This window comes from Rhodococcus koreensis (assembly GCF_900105905.1).
GTDB classification, from domain to species: Bacteria; Actinomycetota; Actinomycetes; order Mycobacteriales; family Mycobacteriaceae; genus Rhodococcus_F; species Rhodococcus_F koreensis.
Map to the genome: position 1 here is coordinate 3,293,741 of NZ_FNSV01000005.1, position 20,435 is coordinate 3,314,175.

A 20,435-nucleotide genomic window follows, 5' to 3' on the forward strand; every position below is an offset into this window, starting at 1 on the left:
GAGTGGTCGACGAGGAAGCACGCTATCGCACTCTGGGGGAACTGATCAGGCGACAGCGGGAGCTGGCCGAGCTCCCGATGCGGCAGTTCGCCGCGATGGTCGGCATCTCCAATCCATATCTCTCCCAGATCGAGCGCAACCTCCGCGAGCCGAGCGAGCGGGTGCTCGACGCGATCGCCGAGCATCTGCAGATGTCGACCGACATGCTGCTCGGGCAGCTCCGGAACGAACCTCGAGCCGTGTCCGGGGTCGTCACCGCGATCGATCAGGACCCCGACCTGACCAACGCACAGCGCAAGGCCCTCGTGGAGATGTACGAGACGTTCCGTGAGGTCACCCGCGGCAAGCGCAAGCGGGGACGGCCGGCGGCGGGCGACGACTCAGGCGTCGCCGACTGACAGGTCCCCCGCCGTCGACGGATTCTCGCTTTCAACCGTGGCGACGCCTTCGACGATACGACATGTCATGAGCGTGGGGATGGACCGGACGGCGATCGCCCACGGCGTCCGTCGGGGAACGGCCGTGGGCGCTCGGGATCGCGGCTTACTTCAGCAGTTCACGGGCCGCGGACGTCGCCGCGGCGCTGACCTCCCGCACGAGCGTGGCCTGGGCGCGGGTGACGGTACCGATCCACTCGAAGCTGCTCGCGTCGGCGAGGTTGGTGTGGAAGTCGAGGCTGCTGTCGAGAGCCTTCTCGTATGTGTCCAGCGACAGGTTGCCTGCCTTCTTGGCGGCGTCGACGAACTGCGAGCCGACGGACTTGGCCTCCGTCTTCGCGTTGGTGGACTTGGGATTCGGGGTGGGGGTGGTCATGGCGGTCTCCTTCGCGACTGGGTCGTTAGCAAAATAGCACAGTGATTGCTAACGAACCGGAGTGCGGCGACGGGACCTATCCGCGATCGGTGCCCGGAGGGAAACCACCGGTCGCGATGGGTCCCCACTCGTCGATGGTGATCCGGATGAGGCTCTTGTTCTGCTTCCGCATGGCATCCCGGTACTCGTCCCAGTCGGGATGCTCGCCGGAGATGCCGCGGAAGTACTCCACCAGCGGTTCGAGCGCGTCGGGCAGGTCGAGGACCTCGGCGGTGCCGTCGATCTGCACGTAGGCGCCGTTGAACTCGTCGGACAGCACGCACACGCTCACGGCGGGGTCGTGCCGCACGTTCGCGGCCTTGGCGCGCTGCGGGTAGGTGGAGACGACGATCCGGCCCTCCGAGTCGAGTCCCGACGTGACCGGGGAGATCTGCAGGCCGCCCGAGCGTTTCCGGGTGATCAGCACGCTGCGATGGCGCGGGCGGACGAAGTCGAGCAACTCTTCCCTCGTGACACGGTCTGCGGTGGCGACGGCCATTGTGCACCTCTCCTCTGCTGCGGTGGTTCTTCCCGGACTCACCTTAGGCCCGGGGGAGTCCTCAGACGTCTGAGGACTGTGCTAGCGTCGGCGCATGGCCGGACGTCCCACCCTCCGCAGCGGACCGCTGGTCCCCCAACTCGAGGAACTCCTCACCGCCCGGATCCGGGACGGCGAGTGGACACTCGGCAGCCGCATCCCCAGTGAGGCCGAACTGGCCACCGAACTGGGCGTCGGCCGGTCCTCCGTCCGCGAGGCCGTTCGGCTGCTCGCCCGCGACGGCCTGCTCGACGTGCGGCACGGCGTCGGCACGTTCGTCGCACAGCCCCCCACGAGCGGTGCGGGACTCGGGAAGCTGCTGCGCCGTGCCCGCCTGCTCGAGGTGTACGAGGTGCGGCGCGCCCTCGAGATCGAGGCCGCCCGGCTCGCCGCGGAACGCGTGCGCCCCGAGGACCTCCGGCGGCTGCGAGAGCAGCTGTCCACCCGGCATGACAGCACCACCGCGTCGACCGCCGTGTTCGTCGCGGCCGACCTCGACTTCCACGCCGCGATCCTGGAGATCGCAGGCAACTCGATCCTGTCCGCCCTGTTCGATTCGATCCGGCCGCTCCTCGTCGACGCGCTGGCCGAACTCGTCGACCACGAACCGGGGCGGCCCGACACCAGCTGCGCCCACGACGATCTGGTGCGCGCACTGGAAGCCGGCGACGCCGCGGCGGCCGTCGCCGCCACCGCCGCCAACCTCGACCCGACCATGTCGATTCTGCGGAAAGGCGGAAATCAGTGACCACCCCGGATTCGGTCGTCAGCATCGAGCACGTCGACCTCGTGCGGAGCGGACGGTATCTGCTCAGCGACATCAGCCTCCGCATCGAACGCGGGCAGCACTGGGTGCTGCTCGGCGCGAACGGCGCAGGTAAGAGCACGATGCTGAGCATGCTCGGCGCGGTCGCGCACCCGACGCGCGGCACCGTCCGCGTCCTCGGCCACCAGCTGGGCCGGGTCGACATGCGCGAGTTGCGCGCCCACATCGGGCACGTGAACCCGCGATACCGGATCGACGCGCCCCTGGCGGTGCGCGACGTCGTGCTCACCGGCCTCACCAACACACCCGATTTCGTGCCGCGATGGTCGCCGTCCGCGGAGCAGATCGCCCGCGCCGACGAACTGATCGCCTCCCTCGGCATGCAGAAGCACTCGGACGCCCTGTGGCCCAACCTTTCCCAGGGTGAGCGCGGCCGCGCCCTCATCGCACGGGCCCTGATGGCGGAACCGCAACTCCTCCTGCTCGACGAGCCCGCCACCGGACTCGATCTCGCGGCGCGCGAACAACTCCTCACCGCACTCGACGAACTGCGCGAACGCTACCCGAGCCTCGCCAGCATCCTCGTCACCCACCACCTCGAGGAAATCCCCACCACCACGACCCACGCCGTCCTCATCCGCGACGGCCGCGTGATCGCACAGGGTGACGTGGCGGACGTCCTCACCACCGCCACCATCAGCGAATGCTTCGACCACCCCATCGAGATCCACCGGCAACGCGGACGGTGGATCGCGCAGACGCGGGTGCCCGAGCCGGTCGGTTAGCCGCTCCCGGGCCGTACTCGCCACAGCCGCACACGGATTGGTCGGATTCCCGCGCAATTGCGCATGATTCCAGCGAATCGGTGGGCAAACAGCGCGCGGCGTCTCGGCTACGAGCCCGACCGCTCACACGAGCCGACGGGATGCGCGGCCAGCAGTTCCTTCGCGCGACTGCGGGCCGCGTTGTACTCGTACCACTCCGAGTCGCCCCTGACTTCCCGGTCGAGTCGGTACAGGGCGCAGGACCGTTCCGGTTCGGGCAGCCGATCGAGGGCGGGGACGGCGTCGACGGACAGCGAACCGAGGTAGCTCACGTCGATTCGCCCGGTGTCGCCGAACCGCTCCACGTTCTTCCTGGCAACGTATGCGTCCGGGTCGATCGCGGCGACCAGCAGCATGCCGCCCACCGCGGAGGCCAGGACGGCGCGCGGCAGCCACCGCCCCGACAACCGCACGCCCGCCGCGATCAGCAGCACGAAAACCAAGCCCAGCCACAGTTCCGTCACCAGGACCGTCACCCGCAGCCGCGTGTACCCGTACTGGCTCTCGTACAACGACATCCGGTGGATCGCCGACGCGACGACGACGAGCGACAAACCGCACAGCAGTCCGAGCAGCACCCGCACGAGCACCCGGTCCGCGACCTCCACCCGCGACGCCTTCCGCACCGCGACCGCGATCACCACCAGTGTCAGCGCGGTCACCGCCAGCAACTGCCAGAAACCCTGTCGCGCATATTCGGCGTACGTCAGGTCCGCCGTGGTCAGCACGTGCGTGTTCCCCCCGAACAGCACCGTCAACTGCACCGCGACGAATCCGAGGAACAGCAGATCCAGCACGGCCAACGGAATCGCCCACTCCCACCGGGCAACCGGGTGCCCCGGCCGCGGGGCCAGCGCATCGACGCGGGGTGTACGCCGCAGCAGGTACGCGGCGCCCAGGGTCCCGCCGCACACCAGAACGCCGAGCACGAACCGCCCGAACGGATTCGACACGTGGACGGTCGGTGCGGCCCGGCCGAGCAGTGCGGCGAAACCCGCGTCCGCGCCGGCGAACAGCGAACCGAACACCAGCAGCAGTACGACGGTCACGGCGGCGACCCCGAACACCCGGCCCACCGGCACCGTCCCGGTCGCGTGCCACCGTCGCGCGCCCCGGCGCGTCCACCGCACCACCCGCAGCGGGGTGAACCACAACGCGAACGACCCTGCGGCCAGCCCCGTCCACGTGCGTCCGCCGACGAGGGCGAACGACCCGACCCCCCAACTCAGCGCCACACAGACCGCGGCGAGCCACCCGGCACCGCGCACACTGAGCACCGCCAGCAATGCGAGGGCGCCGAGGATCGCGGCGGCCTGCACGGCCGTCGGCATCGTTCTGCGCGTCGCGAACACGGCGGCGGCCACCGCGCCACCGGTCAGGACGTACCCGAGACCGACCACCGTGACCTGCAGGGTCAGGGCCGCGACGACGCCCGCCGCCACTGCCGCGAGAACGGTCGGGCGCGGCGCCATCGACGTCCGATCGCGGCGCCAGGCCCGTCTCGGCCAGAAGTCGCGTCGGGTGGGCGCTACGGGTTGCGGGGGTGCGATGGTCATAATTCCCTCCCTGGTTGTCGCTGCCGGATGAAGGCAGGCGTCATCGCGGGACGTCGCGTCCCGGTTGTGAAGCTGTGGTCAGGCGGCGGGCAGACTCACCCGGATGCAGCAGCCCCCGGCCGTGTCGAGAACCTCGATGTGGCCGTCGTGGAGATCCACCGCCCAGCGGGCGATGGCGAGGCCGAGTCCGGTCCCGCCGTCGGTGGAGCCACCGCGGGTGAACCGCTCGAACACCCGGGACCGCTCGCCGGGTGCGATACCGGGGCCGTCGTCCTCCACTTCGAGAACCACGCCGCCGGCGTCCGGCCGGGCACGGACCACCACCTCGGTCCTGGCGGGGCCGTGCCGGAACGCGTTGTCCACCAGGTTCGCCACCACCTGGTGCAGTCGCGCGGTATCGGCGTCGGCGCGCAGGTGGGGCGGCTGCACGTCGACGGTCACCCGCCGGGGGTCCTCCGACTGCCGCACCACGTCGTCGAGGAACTCGCGGACCGGAAATATCTCCCGCTCGAGTTGCACCGCACCGCCTTCCACCCTCGACAGGTCCAGCAATTCGGCGACGAGGCGGCCGAGCCGCTCGGTCTGATCGAGCGCCACCCGCATCCGGGCCGGGTCGGGCTCCTCCACCCCGTCGACGACGTTCTCGAGCAGTGCCTGCAGAGCGGAGATCGGGGTGCGCAGTTCGTGCGAGACGTTGCCGATCAGTTCGCGGCGATAGCGGTCGGCGGCCTCGAGATCCTCGGCCATCTGGTTGAACGCGCGGGCCAGTTCCCCGATCTCGTCCCGCGACGTCGACCGCACGCGGCGCGAATAGTCGCCGGTCGCCATCGCACGGGCGGCGGCCGTCATCGACCGCAGCGGAGACGTCATGCCGTGCGCGAGGATCTGCGTCACGGCCAGCGACACCAGCAGCGCCAGGACGAGCGCGTACCGGAACGGCCAGCGAGCGGTCACCCAGAACATCAGCGACGCGAAGAACAGCGCGGCCACCACGAGAAGACCGGTCTTCACCTTGAACGATCGCAGCGGGTCGAGAGGTCGGGGCATCCTGTCCAGGATCCGGCCCGCGGTCACCGCTGCACGTCCAGGGCGTAACCGACGCCGTGCACGGTGCGGATCAGGTCGCCGCCGAGTTTCCGGCGCAGTGCCTTCACGTGACTGTCGACGGTCCGGCTACCCGCGCCGTCGCCCCACCCCCATACCTCGGCGAGAAGCGATTCCCGGGCAATCGCCGCCCGCGGCCGGGAAGCGAAATAGGCGAGCAGGTCGAATTCTGTTCGTGTCAGATGAATTTCGTCGGCTCCGCGCCGGACGCGACGCTCGACGAGGTCCACCTCGAGGTCGCCGACCGCCAGTCCAGCCGGTTCGGCGGGCACGGTCTCGTGGGCGCGATCGGCCCGTCGCAGCAGTGCGTGCACCCGCGCCACCAGCACCCGCATGCTGAACGGTTTGCTCAGGTAGTCGTCGGCGCCCACGCCGAGCCCGATCAGCATGTCGGTCTCGTCGGCGCGCGCGGTGAGCATCAGCACCGGCACGGGCCGCGACGTCTGGACGCGCCGGCAGACCTCGAGACCGTCGAAACCCGGCAGCATCACGTCCAGCACCAGCACGTCCGGCGACGAGGCCTCACACACCGCGACAGCGACAGGACCGTCGGACGCCGTCACGACATCGAAGCCTTCCGCACGCAACCGCGCCGCGACCGCCTCGCAGATCGTCGCCTCGTCGTCGACGACGAGCACTCTTCGCTGGCTCATTCCCCGACTGTATTGCGCGCACGTGTGGATCCCGGTCAGAGCCTGTGAAGATTCTGTGCAGGTTTGCCCGCGGTTCCGCGGCGGGGTGAGAGATGCGCACCCTGGGGTGCCTGTCGAAAGTCTCCCGTCCGGCGCAAGGTTGGTCTATCAGCCCAGCTAGACACCCCAATCCATCGGAGGTACCCCATCGTCCACACCGCAGCCCGCATCGCGATCGGCGCAACCGCCGCCCTCACGTTCTCCGTCGCAGGAGCCGCAGTGATCGTTCTTGCCGGTGGACATACCGAGGGGGCTCCGACCCCGAGCTCGGAGGGCGCCGTCTCGCAGCAGCAACCGGCTCCGGCGATCGCACCGGCCCCGAGTCGGATCGTCGTCGCAGACCCCGGCTACTCCGTAGAACCAATGGACCCCGGGTACTCGGCGGAGCCCGGCGATTCGGCCGACACCGAAACGCTCGCACCGGGACCGGGTGTCGTTCCGCCCATCGTGGCGGCACCGCCCATCCTCCGAGCACCGATCGCCCAGCCGCCGGTTGCCCAGCAGCCCATCGCCCAGCCGCCCGTCGTCGCAGACCCGCCCGTCGTCGCAGACCCGCCCGTCGTGGTCGACCCCGTTCGCCCGCCGAAGGGTCCGTTCGAAGGTCCGGGCCAGGTCGAGCCGGGCGTGCTCGAACCCGAAACCAATCCGTTCCCCGTCGGCGGCGGCCCGAAGCCTGCCCCGCCCGCTGCCCCGCAGTCGCCCGGCGGAGTCGGCCCCGTCGACGGCGGAACCGTCGTTGGTCCCTAGATCACCGGAGGAATTTCACACCATGTCCCACATCCAGACCCGCATCGCGATCGGCGCAGGCGCGGCGTTCGTCCTCTCCGTCGTCGGCGCGGCCGGGATCGCGGTGGCAGGCGGAACTGCGCCTCCGGCCGCCGACGTGAGTGTCACCGAACAGCACCGTGACGTGGACACGGAGTCCACACCCCTCCCGGTCTTCACTCCCCCGGCGCTGAACACCCCGACGCAGGAATCGCCCGGATCGTTCGACACCGCGGCGGTGGACCCGTTCGAGCCGGCCCCCTGGCGGTATTAGGACTCCACCTCGACGTCTCCGGGTGACTTGTCGTCCCTGAGCCCACGCCAGCTGGGGTGCCGCAGTCTTCGCGAGCCGGTCCAATCCATGAACCGCACCTCCGCGACGAGGGTGGGGGTCACCCACACGGCACCCTTGCGGTCGGCGGTGGGCAGGTCTTCGACAAACGGGCTGGTGTCGGTTTCGAGCGGTCCCAGGGTGGAGGCGAGTTCCTGCAGATCCTGTTCGCTGAACCCGGTCCCGACGCGCCCGATGTAGCGCAGCCCGTCGTCTTCGGGGACGCCGAGCAGCACCGAGCCGATCCCGCTGGACCGCCCGCCCTGACCGCGGCGCCACCCGCCGATCACGGCTTCCTGTGTGCGCCAGTTCTTCACCTTGATCCAGCTCGACCCCCGCTTGCCCGGCAGGTACACGGATTCGCGGCGTTTGGCCACCACACCTTCCCACCCCTTGCCGCGGCTCTCGTCCAGGGCTTCCTGCGCGGACCCGTGCAGTTGTGGCGGAACCACCAGGTCGTCCACCTTGGCCGCCAGCGCTTCGAGGACGCGGCGCCGATCGGTGTACTTCTTGCGCAGCAACGACACTCCGTCGAGGTACAGCACGTCGAACGCGAGGAAGTGCGGCTCGTTGCCCTGCTGCAGCAGACCGAAGTTCGCGACACCCCGCTCGTCGAACGCGACCACTTCGCCGTCGAGTACCACCTCGTGGTCTTCGAGAGAGTCTGCCAGCCAACCCAATTGCGCATAGTCCTGGGTCTTGTCGTTGCCCGCGCGGCTCGTCATCTTCAGCTCGCCGCCACTGATCTCGGCGATCACCCTGATGCCGTCCCACTTCCCCTCGAACGCCCACTCGTCGGCGTCGAGGCCGTCGAGGGTGCCGGGGCTCGCGAGCATCGGCGACAACCCGCGCGGCAGCTCCGACGACCGCGACCCGCCCGGGGTCTGGTCCTTCATCAGGTGCATCAGCCACTGGTCGCCCTTCGTGCGGATCAGCGCGAACCGGCCCTCCACCTGCTCACCGTGCAACTGGACGATCACCTCGTCGTCCCGCCACTTCTCGGTGTCGTACGTCCCCGTGTCCCAGATCGTCATCTGACCGCCCCCGTACTCGCCCTTCGGGATGCTCCCGGAGAACGTGAGGTATTCGAGCGGATGGTCCTCGGTGTGCACGGCCAGGCGATTCTCCCCCGTCGTCGTCGGCACGTTCTTCGGCACCGCCCACGACACGAGAACCCCGTCCCGTTCGAGCCGCAGGTCGTAGTGGAGACGCCGCGCGTGATGTTCCTGGATGACGAAACTGTTGCCCTCCCCCGGCCGCACCGTGTCCGGCATCGGCTCCGGTGTCCGCCCGGGATCACGCTTGCGACGGTACTCGGCGAGGGCGGCGTCGTCCTCGAGCGGCGGATCGAGTCCGGCGAGCAGGTCGCCGTCCGACTCCCACCGTTCGAGCACCTCCTCGAACCGCAGCTGTCGTAGGTCGGGGTCGTCGAGTTCGTCCCAGCTGCGCGGCGCCGCGACGTACGGCTGGGACCGCCCGCGCAGCGAGTACGGGGCGATGGTGGTCTTGGACGGATTGTTCTGGCTCCAGTCGACGAATACCTTGCCCGCGCGCACCGCCTTGGCCATGGTGGCGGTGACGAGTTCGGGGCGCAGTTTCTCCAGTCCCGTCGCCACCTGCTTCGCGACGGTCGACGCGCCCGAACCGTCCAGCTTCCGGTCCAGCGGCACGTACAGGTGAATGCCCTTGCTGCCACTGGTGACCGGGTACGCCGTCCATCCGAGGTTCGCGACCAGGTCGCGCACGGCCCGTGCCACCTCCGCACATTCAGCGAGTCCCACCCCGGGGCCGGGGTCGAGATCGAAGACGATGCGGGTCGCCGGACCTCGATGTGAGCCGTCGAACCGCCACTGCGGCACGTGCAGTTCGAGTGCGGCCTGCTGTCCCGCCCACACGAGGGCGGCGACCGAGTTCAGCAGCGGGTAGTGCACGGAACGGTCCGAGTGCGCGAGTGCACGGCGCTCCAGCCACCCCGGTGCGGAGGCCGCGAGGTTCTTCTCGAAGAACGGCTCGCTGTCCACCCCGTTGGGCCAGCGTTTGCGGGTGGCGGGACGGTCCACGACGTGCGGGAGCATGGCGGGCGCGATCCGCGTGTAATAGTCGATGACCTCGCCCTTCGTCGTGCCCGACTCCGGGTAGAGGACCTTGCCGAGGTTGGTCAGGGACAGGCGATGTCCGTCGACCGTCAGTTGCCGAGTTCCCGCCGTGACCACGCGCACCTCCCTCCGCCAATACATACATATTGTGCGCCGCGCGGCCGCTTCGCTGGCCGGATCGCTACCCGGCAGGCAAGATGACGGGGTGCACCGAGGACCTAAGACAGCCGTCGCCGCCATATCCGCTGCACTGACATTGCTCGCCGGATCCTGCTCCACCGACACCCCGTCGGAGGTCGACGCCCGGGCCGAAGCCTCGTCGATTCCCGAAGCGTTCACCAAACTTCCGTCCACGCGGGCGGTCGGCGACTGCGCCCCGGGGAGCGGGGTCACCACGCACGACGGCGTCGTCACCATCGCCACCGACAGCCCGTCGTACCGGCCGTGGTTCGTCGACGGCGACCCGTCCAACGGCAAGGGCTACGAGGGCGCCGTGGCGCGGGAAGTGGTCGAAAAGCTCGGATACAGTCCGGACCAGGTGCAGTTCGAGACCGTCGGGTTCAACGACGCGCTGGCGCCCGGCGAGAAGAACTTCGATTTCGCGATCGACCAGTTCACGATCGTCGACACCCGGCGTGAGACGGTCGATTTCAGTTCGCCCTATTACGCCGTCACGCAGTCGGTGCTGGCGCTGAAGAACTCTCCCGCGGCGCGAGCCAAGTCGCTGGCCGACCTCGCGCCGTTCCGCCTCGGGGCGCAGGTGGGATCCACGAGTTTCGACGCCATCACCCAGACCGTGCAGCCCCGCCAGGCGCCGGTCAGTTTCACCACCACCGACGACGCCAAGGCCGCCCTGGCCGCGGGCACCATCGACGCGCTCGTGGTGGACATCCCGACCGGATTTCAGATCACCGCCAACGAAGTGAAGGACAGTGTCCTCGTCGGGCAGTTCCCGCGCCCGAACGCCGTCACCGAATTCTTCGGCCTCGTACTGGAGAAGAACAGTCCGCTCACCGCGTGCGTCTCGGCGGCCGTCGATTCGCTCTACGCCGACGGGACGCTGGACGCCCTTGCCGCCGAGTGGATCACCGACACCGGCGGCGCGCACGTCCTCGATTGATCAGGCGTACAGCTCGACGAATGTCTGCAGGGACTTCTCGATGTCGCCCTTCAACGCCTTCGCGACACCCGAGCCGATCGGTCCGAACAGCGGTGCACCACCGAGTTCGATGGTGAACGCCACCTCGGACGCGCCGCCCTTCGCCTGGACGTCGAGCACCAGTCCGAGCTTCACGCCACCCTTGCCGTCACCCTTCAGAACGATGCGGTGAGGGGCGTCGTACTCCTTGATCGTCCACTTCACCCGATTGCGGAGCCCCTTCACCGTGACGACGGAACTGATCTCGGTTCCGGCCGTGAGTGTCTCGGGCAGTTCGCCGCGCCAGCCGTCGTGGACCACGAACCACTTGTCGAAGTCCCGCAGATTCGAGGCCTTGTCCCAGGTGTCCTGGGGGCTGAGGGGAACGTCGGTCTTGACCGTGAGTTTCGCCATTGGGGCAGCCTAACGGCCCGTGAGTACTTGTTAACCGCGGGCGGTTAACAAGTACTCACGGGGCCGAAGGCCCTAGTGCGAGACGGCCTTCTCCACACCGACACCGGTGAGCGAGCGGACCTCCATCTCGGCCTGCTTGGCGGGATCCTCCGCCTTGCCGCGACCGATGTAGGTACCGGCGATGCCGAGCACGAACGCCAGCGGGATGGAGACGATGCCCGGGTTGGCGAGCGGGAAGAAGTCGAAGTCGGCGGTCGGGAACATCGACGACGGCTTACCGGACACGGCCGGGGAGAACACGATCAGCAGGAGGCAGCTGATCAGGCCGCCGTAGATGCTGAACAGGGCGCCGGTGGTGTTGAACTTCTTCCAGAACAGCGAGTACAGCAGCGTCGGCAGGTTGGCCGACGCGGCCACTGCGAAGGCGAGCGCCACCAGGAACGCGATGTTCTGGCCCATGGCGAGGATGCCGAGGACGATCGACACGAGGCCGATCACGACGACCGTGATCCGGGAGACCCGCACCTGGGACTCCTCCGACGCATGTCCGCGCTTGATGACGCTGGCGTAGATGTCGTGGGCGAACGATGCGGACGCCGTGATCGCCAGCCCCGCCACCACCGCGAGGATGGTCGCGAACGCCACCGCGGAGATGATCGCGAGGAAGATGGTGCCGCCCAGTTCGAACGCGAGCAGCGGTGCCGCCGCGTTCTCCTTGCCGGGTGCGGCGAGGATGACATCGGGGCCGACCATCTTGGCGGCGCCGTAGCCGAGGACGAGCGTGAACAGGTAGAACGCGCCGATCAGTCCGATCGCCCAGGTGACCGAGCGGCGGGCTTCCTTGGCGGTGGGGACGGTGTAGAACCGCATCAGGACGTGCGGCAGGCCGGCGGTGCCGAGGACCAGCGCGATGCCGAGCGAGATGAAGTCGAGCTTGCTCATCGAACTGATGCCGTATTTGGCGCCGGGCGCGAGGATGTCGCGACCTGCGATCGCCTCGTTCGTAGAGCCGGCGACCGTCGCCTGGGCGTCGGCGAGCAGCTGGGAGAAGTTGCCGCGCACCGCGAACAGCACGAGGAAGAACATGACGCCTGCGCCCGCGACCAGCAGCACCGCCTTGACCATCTGCACGTAGGTGGTGCCCTTCATGCCACCGACCAGTACGTAGACGATCATCAGCACACCGACGACCGCGACGACGATTGCCTGACCGACCTTGCCGTCGATGTTCAGCAGCAGCGCGACGAGCCCGCCCGCGCCCGCCATCTGCGCAAGCAGGTAGAACAGCGAGACCACCAGAGTGGACAGCGCCGCCGCCATCCGTACGGGACGCTGCTTGAGCCGGAAGCTCAGCACGTCGGCCATCGTGAATCGGCCGGTGTTGCGCAGCAGTTCCGCGACCAGCAGCAGGGCCACCAGCCAGGCGACGAGGAAGCCGACGGAGTACAGGAAGCCGTCGTAGCCGTATACCGCGATGGCGCCGGCGATGCCGAGGAACGACGCCGCCGACAGGTAGTCGCCGGCGATGGCGAAGCCGTTCTGCGGTCCGGAGAACTGGCCGCCGCCGGTGTAGAAGTCCGAGGCCTTCTTGGTGGTGCGGCTCGCGCGGATCACGATGGTCATCGTGATCACGACGAACGCCACGAAGATGGCGATGTTGAGGAGCGGGTTGCCGACGTCGGTGGCTGCGGCGAGTGTGGTGATCACTTGAGCGGTCCTTCCAGCTCTTCGCGGATCGCGGCGGAGCGGGGATCGAGTTCCCGGTTGGCGAACTTGACGTACAGCGCGGTGATCACGAACGTGGTCACGAACTGGCCGAGACCGAGGATGATGCCGAGGTTGACGTTGCCGATCACCTTGGTGGCCATGAACTCGGGGGCGTACGTGGCCAGCAGGACGTAGGCCGCGTACCAGGCGAGGAAGAATGCCGTCATCGGGAAGACGAAACTGCGCAGGCGGTGTCGCAACTCCTGGAATTCCGGGCTCGCCTGCATGTCTACGAAGGCTTGCGCATCAGGGGTGCGCCGCTTCTGCGGTGCGCCCTCACTGAGGTCGGCTGTGGTCACTGCAGACTCCTTGGTCGTGTGAAGTGAACTGGGTGCCGACGTTAGTGAGAGGTGAGTCACAGAAACAGGCTGTGGCGGCTGTCACACGGCGAGCTGCCGGACTGTGCGGCGAGCGGTCACCCGACCGCGACAAGCGGCTCCGCCGCCCGTGCGCCTTTCTGGTTGCGGGAGCTACCAAAAAGGCTCACGGGGAGCGGAGCTCCCTCTCGCGGTCGGAGCCCACATCGAGCCGCTCGGGGGCGTGCATGCGGGTGAAGATCCGACTGAGGTCGACGGGGATCTGACGCTTCGTCACCTTGCTGACCAGCACCATCGTGACGAAGGCCAGCGGGACGCTGACCGCCGCCGGGTAGGCGACCATCGCGGCGGGCCAGCCGTTCCAGGCGTCGACGGTGAGACCGCCGAACACCGACACTCCGGCCGCGCACCCGGCGACGAGCCCGCCCGTCACCATCCCGGCACCGGCCCCGACGGCGGTGAGTCCACGCCACCAGATGCCGAGGACGAGCAGCGGGCAGAGGGTCGACGCCGCGACCGCGAACACCAGCCCCACGGTGCGCGACAGGTCCAGCGACGTCACCGCCAGCGACAGCGCCAGCGGCACCGCCCCGGCCAGGACGGCGGCGATCCGGAAGTCCCGGATCCGGCCGCGCAGGACGTCGGTGCTCAGTACCCCGGCGATGCTGACGAGCAGGCCGGACGACGTGGACAGGAACGCGGCGATCGCACCGGACGCGACCAGCGCGGCGAGGAGTTGCCCGGCCCACCCGGAGAAGACGGAGCCGGGCAGCAGCAGGACCGCGGCGTCGGACGTGCCGGTGATGAGCAGTTGCGGCACGTACAGCCGCGCGAACACCCCGAGCAGTGTCGGGAACAGGTAGAAGACGCCGAGCAACCCGACCACGGCCAGCGACGTCAGCCGGGCGGCCCGCCCGTCGGGGTTGGTGTAGAACCGGACCAGCACGTGCGGCAGCCCGAGGGTGCCGAGGAAGGTGGCGAGGATCAGCGAGTACACCTGGTACATGGGGTGGTCGCCGCCGAATCCCCAGCCGGGGGCGATCCAGTCGGAGTTGTCGGCGGGTGCGCCCGCGACCACGGGAACGGGTGCCCCGGCTTCGAGGGTCATCGTGGTGCCCTCGCCGAGGTGGTGTTCGCCCGGTTCGAGCCGGATGTCGCCGGTCGCCGCGACGCCGTCGATCGTCCCCGACCCGCCGACGGTCACCGGTTCGGACACCTGCACGACGACGTCGGTGGTGATGTCGACGGTGGTCTGTTCGCTGACGGTGGGCGGTGCGGCGGCGCCCAGTTCGTGGTGGTCGGCGAAGAAGTACACCGACAGCACCAGCGCCGGGATCGCGACCGCGGTGAGTTTCAGCCAGTACTGGAAGGCCTGGACAAACGTTATGGACCGCATGCCGCCGCCGACGACGTTGGCGATGACGATGACCCCGACGACGACGGCCCCGACCCAGCTGGGCACGCCGAGCAGGATGTTCAGCGTCAGTCCTGCGCCCTGGAGTTGCGGGACGAGGTACAGGGCGCAGACGGCGGCGACGACGAGCATCGACAGGGTGCGGAGCCGGCGCGACCCGAGCCGGAACTCGGCGAAGTCGGGCACCGTGTAGGCGCCGGACCGTCGCAGCGGTGCGGCGACGAACAGCAGCAGCCCGAGGTAGCCGGCGGTGAATCCGATCGGGTACCAGAGGGCGTCCGCGCCGTATTTCGCGATCAGGCCTGCGACGCCGAGAAAGGATGCGGCGGACAGGTACTCGCCGGATATGGCGGCGGCGTTCCACCGCGGTCCGACGCTGCGGGACGCGACGAGGAAGTCGGAGGTGGTGCGCGCCAACCGCACTCCGTAGATGCCGATGGCCACCGTCGCGACCGCGGCGGCCGCGAGACCTGCCAGGGTCAGCCAGGGAATGGGTTGGTCGGTGGGCACGGGACGCTCAGTCGTCCACCAGGTCGGTGAATTCCTGCTCGTTGCGCTCGGCCTGCCGCACGTAGATCCAGCCGGTGGTGAGCAGCACCGGGTACACGAGCGCGCCGAGCACCACCCACGGCAGCCGGATTCCCAGCACCGACACGTTCGACAACGCCGGGAACAGGAACATCACGAGCGGCACCGCGCACAGCAGGCACGCCGCGAGGAGCGCCAGCCGGATCGCGAGCACGAGCTGGGTGCGGACGAGCCCGCGGATCATCGCGTCCCCGACCGCCGTCTGTTCCTGTACTTCGACGCGGGTGCGGACGATGCGCGCGCCGCGACGCTGGGCGAGGACGACCCGCACCCGCTCGGGCGAGCTCATCGCGCGGTCCACGTCTGTTTCGGCGCCCGGACCAGCCGGTCCTTGAGCATCCGGGTGTGCCTGCGGCTGACCGGCAGTTCGACGGGCGGGTGGTCGCCGTGGGCGCGGAGGCACACGACCAGACCCGTGCCGACGGTCCGGATCCCCGTGACCCGCGGCAGCGCGACGAGGTACGAGCGGTGCACCCGCAGGAACCCGGCGTCCGCCCACCGTGTCTCCAGCGCCGAGATGGGGATGCGGACGAGGTGGGAGCCGTCCGCGGTGTGCAGGCGCGCGTAGTCGCCGTCCGCTTCGACCCATTCGACGGAGGACCGGTGCACGAGGGTGGTGATGCCGCCGAGTTCGACGGGGATCACCTCGTCGGTGGGAGCGGGAGGCCCGGCGTCGATGCGCCTGCGACGCCCCTCGACGATGCGGCGCACGGACTCCGCCAGCCGCTCCTCGCGCAACGGTTTGAGGAGGTAGTCCACGGCGCCGAGGTCGAAGGCGGCGACGGCCCGGTCGTCGTGGGCGGTCACGAACACCACCTGCGGCGGGGACGCGAAGTTCGCGAGGATCCCGGCCAGCTCGAGACCGTCGAGTCCGGGCATGTTGATGTCGAGGAAGACGGCGTCGATGTCGCCGTCCCGGAGGATGCGCAACGCCGTGGTGGCGTCGCCCGCGGTCCGGATGTCGCCGACGGCGTCCTGGGCGCGCAGCAGGAACGCCAGCTCGTCGAGGGCGGGTTTCTCGTCGTCGACGGCCAGCACGGTGAGGGGTGCGTCCGGAGACCTGTCGTCAGTGTGGTTCACAACGACAGCAATCGTCGCACGGACGCTTCCCGTTCACGTCGAGATCCCCCGCCGGAACTTCGGGACGCGCATGCTCACCTTGGTGCCCGCGCCGGGCGCGGTCTCCACCACCAGTCCGTAGTCGTTGCCGAACGCGGCGCGCAGGCGGTCGTCGACGTTGGCGAGCCCGACGTGCGCCGCCTCCTTGACCCCGGAGGACTCGGCCACCGCGTCCAGCGACCCCGACCGCAGCAGTTCCGGGTCCATGCCGACGCCGTCGTCCTCGACACTGATCACGCAGTCGGTGCCCTCGTCGGCGGCGACGATGCTGACGGTGCCGCCGGCCGGTTTGGCGGCGATGCCGTGCCGCACCGCGTTCTCGACCAGCGGTTGCAGGGCGAGGAACGGCAGCACCACGTTCAGCACCTCGGGTGCCACCTGCAGTTTCACGGCGAGGGCGTCGCCGAACCGGGCGCGCTCGAGGGTGAGGTACCGGTCGATGTTGCGCAGTTCGTCGGCCAGCAGCGTGAACTCGCCCGCCGACCGGAACGAGTACCGGGTGAAGTCGGCGAATTCGAGGATCAGTTCCCGGGCGCGGTCGGGGTCGGTGCGGACGAACGACGCCACCGTGTTCAACGCGTTGTAGATGAAATGGGGGCTGATCTGCGCGCGGAGCGCCCGCACCTCGGCGCGGTCGAGGCGGGCGCGGGACGCGTCGAGGTCGGCGAGTTCGATCTGGCTGCACGCGTACCGGGCGACCTCGGTGACGGCGCCGAGCATGCCCGGTCCGGGGTCTTCGGTGGTGACGATGCCGAGCACGCCGACCACCCCGGTGGCCTCGATGAGCAGCGGCTGGGCGATCAGCGCCCGCACCGCATTGTCGCCGGTGCCCCGGACGAGGCCGCCGTAGGCGACGAGCACCCGGCGTTCCCCGTCGACGGCGCGGGCCGCCGCGTCGCGTAGTTGTTCGGTCATGGCCTCGTGCGGTCCGCTCCACGCGAGCAGGTCACCGGCGGCGTCGAAGACACCCAGCGCCTGCGCCCCGGTCAGCTGACGCAGATGCGGGGCGGCCTCGTCCGCCGACGTCTCGTCGAGCCCCCGCCGCAACGGGCGCGCCGCCAGCGACGCGGTATGCAGGGTCGTGTGGACGGCCCGCTCGGTGGGTGTCGTCAACTCGCGCCGGGCGCGCAGCCACACGGCGGTGAACGTGACGAGAGGAACGAGGACGAGCAACGCCACCACGGCGACGACGGATCCCGTCATTCGCCGGCGTCCAGTCGGGCGGTCACGGTGTTCCTCCCTCGGCGCACGTGTCCGGTGCGGGCACGCCGGCGAAGCGGTCGGCGATCCACTGCACCGCCCCGGGGACGGATCGCCCGTCCGCGTGGCCCTCCCCGGGCCGGGTGTCGAACTCGACGACGTCGCCGAGCGTGCACGCGTTGTCGACGGCCTGCGAAGTCCATTGCGGCAGAATGAGGTTGTCCCGATCCCCCACCACGACGAGCATCGGGCCGCCCGCACCGGTCTTCGGCAGCGCGATGTCCTGCAGCCACCCGCGCATGCGCTCGGCGTCGGCCGCCGTCCGCGGGCCCGTGTCGGCCGGGGTGAGCTGGGTTGCCACCGTCCACTTCTCCTGGAGTTTCGCGGCGACGCACGACAGCGTGACGTCGGGGCTGGCGGCGAGGGCGCCGCGCATGTAGTCGCCCGGGTTCAGCTCCGGGTGGATCACTTTCAGTCCCTCGAGGAGGTACGGCAGGAACATCTTCTGCGGCAACGACAGTGGTTCGACGGTCCCGTCGGCGACGATCCCCGACAGGTCGGCAGCGGGTGACAGGTTCGCCGCGCCGACGAATTCGAGGCCGTCGCCGTAGTCTCCGGCGTGCTCGGCCGCGGACCACGACGCCTGCCCGCCCTGCGACACTCCGAGCGCCGCCCAGCGCGCCGACGCGTCCGGCACCACGTTGCGCGCAGCCCGGACCGCGTCGATCAGGTCGTAGGCGGCGGTGTCCGGTTCGAGGTAGGGGTGCGGGCCGTCGGTGCCGAGACCTTGATAGTCGGTGACGGTCACGACGTAGCCGCGCTGCAGCAGCGGGCGGACGAGGTTCGTGGTGCCCAGCAGCGTCGGCGAGGACGAGGGGGCGCATTCGTCGGTGACGCCCGTGGTGCCGTGCCCCACCGTCACGACGGGCCTGCCACCGTCCGGTGCGGGGCCGCCGGGAGTGAAGACCGTGCCCACCACCTCCGCGCCGCCGCCGTCGACGCCGGACGTCGACCGGTAGACGACGCGGGTGGCCGTGGCACCGAGTGCGGTGATCGCCGGATCGATGTCGGGCACCGGCTGCCGGCTGATCAGCGCGCCCCGCTGGTCGCCCGTCGGCGCCGGGGAAACGGACGGAGAAGCGGGTGCGGCCACCGACGTCGTGGGGGGCGGGGCCGGGGAGGCCGCGTCCGTGGCGCAGGCGGTCAGCGTCAGGGGAACAGTCAGCGCCAGGGCACCGGCCAGCGCGACCACGGCGGTTCGCACCGGACGCACACCCACCTCGCACCTCATTCGCGACGTCTCCGCACCCGCTCCTCGGCTGCGGCCTCCTCCACATCGAGGCCTTCCAACACGCTACGCATCACTTCGTCGTCGAGTGTGCCCGCATCGCGGGCGGCGATGAGCGCCTCCCGCTGCGCGCGCAGGGCGGCGCGGCGGTAGTGGTCGAACAGTGCGCCTGCCCGCTGCTTCTCGGCGGCGTCCTCCGCCTCCTCGGCCTGCAGGCGGGCCCGCATCGACCGCCGCACCCGGTCGAGGATGTCGGTGACCGACGCGCGGTCGACTCCCGCGGGCGGGTTCGCGGCGAATTCGACGAGCGCCCGTTCGCCCGCGTCACGTGAGATCGCGCGGGCCAGCGTCACCTGTTCCTCCTCACGCCTGCGTTCGTCGGGATCCGCAAGATCGAGGGTCCGGATCAGCAGCGGCATGGTGGCGCCCTGGATCAGCAGTGTGCCGACGGCCACGACGAACGCGATCGCCTGGATCACCTCGCGTCCCGGGAACGGCTGCCCGCTCGCGATCACCACGGGCACACCGGACGCGGCGGCGAGCGTGACCACCCCGCGCATTCCCGCCCAGGACACGACGACGCTCTCCCGCCACCCGAGTTCCACCGAGCCGCCCGGCGCTGTGATCGCCAGCCCGAGCCGGCGGCGGAGCCAGTGCAGCAGGATCCACGCCGGCCGGATCGCCATGACCACGGCGAGGACCGCGAAGCCGTAGAAGAAGACGTGGTGCACCGGTAGGCCCTGGTCGCGGACGTCGTCGATGACGAACTTCAGTTGCAGTCCCATGTAGGCGAACACGAACATCTCGAGCAGGAGGTCGACGCTCTCCCACAGCGACCGCTCCTGGATTCGGGTGGCCACGGAGGCGTCGGTGGCCTTGTGCCCCATCAGGAACCCCGCGGCGACCACCGACAGCACACCGGACGCGTGTACCTCCTCGGCGACGAGATACGCGACGAACGGGAGCATCAGCCCCAGCACCGTTTCCAGCGGTGAGTCGTACATGCGGTGACGCACCCACTCGACGATCTTCGCGAGTACCAGTCCGATGAGCACCCCGCCGACCACCTCGTAGCCGAAGAACACCACGGGAGGGACCGGGATCGTCGCCCCGACGACGGCGGAGACGGCGACGGTGAACAGGGTCAGCGCGGTCGCGTCGTTGACGAGCCCCTCGCCGGTGAGGATCGCGATCACCCGGTTCGGCAGGCCGAGCCTGCGGCCGACCGCGACGGCACTGACCGCGTCCGTCGGCGCGACGACGGCGCCGAGGACCAGCGCCGCGCCGAGCGTGAATTCGGGGACCAGCCAGTTGGCGAAGAAGGCCACCCCGACGGCGGTCACGAGAACGGTGAAGATCCCCAGCCGGAGAATCGGTGCAAGGTGGCGCCGGAACGTGGCCACCGAGAACTTCAGCGCCGCGGAATACAGCAGCGGCGGCAGCACCACACCGAGGATGGCGTCCGGGTCCAGTTCGAGCCGCGGCATCCCGGGGATGAACGACGCCACCGACCCGATGGTCACGAGCACCAGCGGCGCCTGCAGATCGCGGCGCTTCGCGAAACTCGTCACGGCGATGGCCGCGATGATGACGAGGAGCACGAGGACGCCGTTCACGACACCGATTCTGCCGCGCCCGCCCACGATGCGCGGGTCATCTCCGAAGA

At 69.6% G+C, this 20,435-nt stretch carries 21 protein-coding genes; 6 read left to right on the forward strand and 15 right to left on the reverse strand.

Going from position 1 to position 20,435, the window contains the following annotated elements; all coding sequences use genetic code 11:
- Nucleotides 1-2 precede the first annotated feature (2 nt).
- Nucleotides 3-398 (forward strand): helix-turn-helix domain-containing protein, encoded by a 396-nt coding sequence (locus BLV94_RS19500; RefSeq protein WP_072944701.1) that lies wholly within the window; start codon nucleotides 3-5, stop codon nucleotides 396-398.
- A 145-nt stretch (nucleotides 399-543) separates the two neighbouring features.
- Here BLV94_RS19500 and BLV94_RS19505 read toward each other — a convergent pair whose 3' ends face one another.
- The gene (locus BLV94_RS19505) at nucleotides 544-813 is read right to left on the reverse strand and encodes a hypothetical protein (RefSeq protein WP_072944703.1); all 270 of its coding nucleotides are present in this window, start codon (nucleotides 811-813) and stop codon (nucleotides 544-546) included.
- Nucleotides 814-889: 76 nt separating this feature from the next.
- Nucleotides 890-1,351: a PPOX class F420-dependent oxidoreductase gene (locus BLV94_RS19510; protein ID WP_072944705.1), complete on the reverse strand. Its 462-nt coding sequence runs from the start codon at nucleotides 1,349-1,351 to the stop codon at nucleotides 890-892.
- A 94-nt stretch (nucleotides 1,352-1,445) separates the two neighbouring features.
- On the opposite strand from BLV94_RS19510, the gene BLV94_RS19515 reads away from it, so the two are divergent.
- The gene (locus BLV94_RS19515; RefSeq protein WP_072944707.1) at nucleotides 1,446-2,138 is read left to right on the forward strand and encodes a FadR/GntR family transcriptional regulator; all 693 of its coding nucleotides are present in this window, start codon (nucleotides 1,446-1,448) and stop codon (nucleotides 2,136-2,138) included.
- Nucleotides 2,135-2,941, forward strand: a complete 807-nt coding sequence (locus tag BLV94_RS19520; protein ID WP_072944709.1) for an ABC transporter ATP-binding protein — start codon at nucleotides 2,135-2,137, stop codon at nucleotides 2,939-2,941. Before BLV94_RS19515 ends, BLV94_RS19520 begins: the two co-directional genes overlap by 4 nt.
- A gap of 107 nt (nucleotides 2,942-3,048) precedes the next feature.
- On the opposite strand, the gene BLV94_RS19525 is transcribed toward BLV94_RS19520, so the two are convergent.
- From BLV94_RS19525 to BLV94_RS19535, 3 genes are all read right to left on the reverse strand, one after another.
- Complete coding sequence (locus BLV94_RS19525) at nucleotides 3,049-4,536, reverse strand: DUF4153 domain-containing protein (protein WP_072944711.1); 1,488 nt, start codon at nucleotides 4,534-4,536, stop codon at nucleotides 3,049-3,051.
- A gap of 78 nt (nucleotides 4,537-4,614) precedes the next feature.
- Complete coding sequence (locus BLV94_RS19530; RefSeq protein WP_072944887.1) at nucleotides 4,615-5,583, reverse strand: HAMP domain-containing sensor histidine kinase; 969 nt, start codon at nucleotides 5,581-5,583, stop codon at nucleotides 4,615-4,617.
- Between the two features lie 23 nt (nucleotides 5,584-5,606).
- Nucleotides 5,607-6,293, reverse strand: a complete 687-nt coding sequence (locus BLV94_RS19535) for a response regulator transcription factor (protein ID WP_072944713.1) — start codon at nucleotides 6,291-6,293, stop codon at nucleotides 5,607-5,609.
- 258 nt (nucleotides 6,294-6,551) lie between these two features.
- Between BLV94_RS19535 and BLV94_RS19540 the strand changes: the two genes are divergently transcribed.
- Nucleotides 6,552-7,079 carry a hypothetical protein gene (locus BLV94_RS19540; RefSeq protein ID WP_072944715.1) on the forward strand — a complete coding sequence of 176 codons (528 nt, stop codon included), beginning with the start codon at nucleotides 6,552-6,554 and terminating at the stop codon, nucleotides 7,077-7,079.
- Nucleotides 7,080-7,101: 22 nt separating this feature from the next.
- Complete coding sequence (locus BLV94_RS19545) at nucleotides 7,102-7,371, forward strand: hypothetical protein (RefSeq protein ID WP_072944717.1); 270 nt, start codon at nucleotides 7,102-7,104, stop codon at nucleotides 7,369-7,371.
- On the opposite strand, the gene BLV94_RS19550 is transcribed toward BLV94_RS19545, so the two are convergent.
- Nucleotides 7,368-9,641 carry an ATP-dependent DNA ligase gene (locus BLV94_RS19550; protein WP_443096526.1) on the reverse strand — a complete coding sequence of 758 codons (2,274 nt, stop codon included), beginning with the start codon at nucleotides 9,639-9,641 and terminating at the stop codon, nucleotides 7,368-7,370. The genes BLV94_RS19545 and BLV94_RS19550 overlap by 4 nt on opposite strands.
- Before the next feature lie 88 nt (nucleotides 9,642-9,729).
- Between BLV94_RS19550 and BLV94_RS19555 the strand changes: the two genes are divergently transcribed.
- Complete coding sequence (locus BLV94_RS19555) at nucleotides 9,730-10,644, forward strand: ABC transporter substrate-binding protein (protein ID WP_072944721.1); 915 nt, start codon at nucleotides 9,730-9,732, stop codon at nucleotides 10,642-10,644.
- Here the strand turns inward: BLV94_RS19555 and BLV94_RS19560 are convergent, their stop codons facing one another.
- The 9 genes from BLV94_RS19560 to BLV94_RS19600 form a co-directional block, all read right to left on the reverse strand.
- A complete protein-coding gene (locus tag BLV94_RS19560) occupies nucleotides 10,645-11,076 on the reverse strand; it encodes a type II toxin-antitoxin system Rv0910 family toxin (RefSeq protein ID WP_072944723.1) in 432 nt (143 codons plus the stop codon).
- 72 nt (nucleotides 11,077-11,148) lie between these two features.
- The gene (locus BLV94_RS19565; RefSeq protein ID WP_072944725.1) at nucleotides 11,149-12,783 is read right to left on the reverse strand and encodes a solute symporter family protein; all 1,635 of its coding nucleotides are present in this window, start codon (nucleotides 12,781-12,783) and stop codon (nucleotides 11,149-11,151) included.
- A complete protein-coding gene (locus tag BLV94_RS19570; protein WP_072944727.1) occupies nucleotides 12,780-13,142 on the reverse strand; it encodes a DUF485 domain-containing protein in 363 nt (120 codons plus the stop codon). Before BLV94_RS19570 ends, BLV94_RS19565 begins: the two co-directional genes overlap by 4 nt.
- A 184-nt stretch (nucleotides 13,143-13,326) precedes the next feature.
- Nucleotides 13,327-15,084, reverse strand: a complete 1,758-nt coding sequence (locus BLV94_RS19575) for a sodium/solute symporter (RefSeq protein WP_072944729.1) — start codon at nucleotides 15,082-15,084, stop codon at nucleotides 13,327-13,329.
- Nucleotides 15,085-15,091: 7 nt separating this feature from the next.
- Complete coding sequence (locus tag BLV94_RS19580) at nucleotides 15,092-15,451, reverse strand: cofactor assembly of complex C subunit B (protein WP_072944889.1); 360 nt, start codon at nucleotides 15,449-15,451, stop codon at nucleotides 15,092-15,094.
- On the reverse strand, nucleotides 15,448-16,242 hold the full coding sequence (locus BLV94_RS19585; protein ID WP_072944731.1) for a LytR/AlgR family response regulator transcription factor: 795 nt from the start codon (nucleotides 16,240-16,242) through the stop codon (nucleotides 15,448-15,450). The genes BLV94_RS19580 and BLV94_RS19585 overlap by 4 nt, the downstream gene beginning before the upstream one ends.
- Nucleotides 16,243-16,275: 33 nt before the next feature.
- Nucleotides 16,276-17,484, reverse strand: a complete 1,209-nt coding sequence (locus tag BLV94_RS19590; protein ID WP_072944733.1) for a sensor histidine kinase — start codon at nucleotides 17,482-17,484, stop codon at nucleotides 16,276-16,278.
- 22 nt (nucleotides 17,485-17,506) lie between these two features.
- The gene (locus BLV94_RS19595; RefSeq protein ID WP_072944735.1) at nucleotides 17,507-18,772 is read right to left on the reverse strand and encodes a lipase family protein; all 1,266 of its coding nucleotides are present in this window, start codon (nucleotides 18,770-18,772) and stop codon (nucleotides 17,507-17,509) included.
- Nucleotides 18,769-20,385 (reverse strand): Na+/H+ antiporter, encoded by a 1,617-nt coding sequence (locus BLV94_RS19600; RefSeq protein ID WP_072944891.1) that lies wholly within the window; start codon nucleotides 20,383-20,385, stop codon nucleotides 18,769-18,771. Before BLV94_RS19600 ends, BLV94_RS19595 begins: the two co-directional genes overlap by 4 nt.
- Nucleotides 20,386-20,435: the final 50 nt, after the last annotated feature.

Excerpts from the sequence above, each read along its gene's own strand:
- BLV94_RS19505 (WP_072944703.1), bottom strand. The coding sequence starts at position 813 with ATGACCACCCCCACCCCGAATCCCAAGTCCACCAACGCGAAGACGGAG.
- BLV94_RS19510 (WP_072944705.1), bottom strand. The coding sequence starts at position 1,351 with ATGGCCGTCGCCACCGCAGACCGTGTCACGAGGGAAGAGTTGCTCGAC.
- BLV94_RS19515 (WP_072944707.1), top strand. The coding sequence starts at position 1,446 with ATGGCCGGACGTCCCACCCTCCGCAGCGGACCGCTGGTCCCCCAACTC.
- BLV94_RS19525 (WP_072944711.1), bottom strand. The coding sequence starts at position 4,536 with ATGACCATCGCACCCCCGCAACCCGTAGCGCCCACCCGACGCGACTTC.
- BLV94_RS19530 (WP_072944887.1), bottom strand. The coding sequence starts at position 5,583 with ATGCCCCGACCTCTCGACCCGCTGCGATCGTTCAAGGTGAAGACCGGT.
- BLV94_RS19535 (WP_072944713.1), bottom strand. The coding sequence starts at position 6,293 with ATGAGCCAGCGAAGAGTGCTCGTCGTCGACGACGAGGCGACGATCTGC.
- BLV94_RS19545 (WP_072944717.1), top strand. The coding sequence starts at position 7,102 with ATGTCCCACATCCAGACCCGCATCGCGATCGGCGCAGGCGCGGCGTTC.
- BLV94_RS19560 (WP_072944723.1), bottom strand. The coding sequence starts at position 11,076 with ATGGCGAAACTCACGGTCAAGACCGACGTTCCCCTCAGCCCCCAGGAC.
- BLV94_RS19580 (WP_072944889.1), bottom strand. The coding sequence starts at position 15,451 with ATGAGCTCGCCCGAGCGGGTGCGGGTCGTCCTCGCCCAGCGTCGCGGC.
- BLV94_RS19590 (WP_072944733.1), bottom strand. The coding sequence starts at position 17,484 with ATGACGGGATCCGTCGTCGCCGTGGTGGCGTTGCTCGTCCTCGTTCCT.
- BLV94_RS19595 (WP_072944735.1), bottom strand. The coding sequence starts at position 18,772 with ATGAGGTGCGAGGTGGGTGTGCGTCCGGTGCGAACCGCCGTGGTCGCG.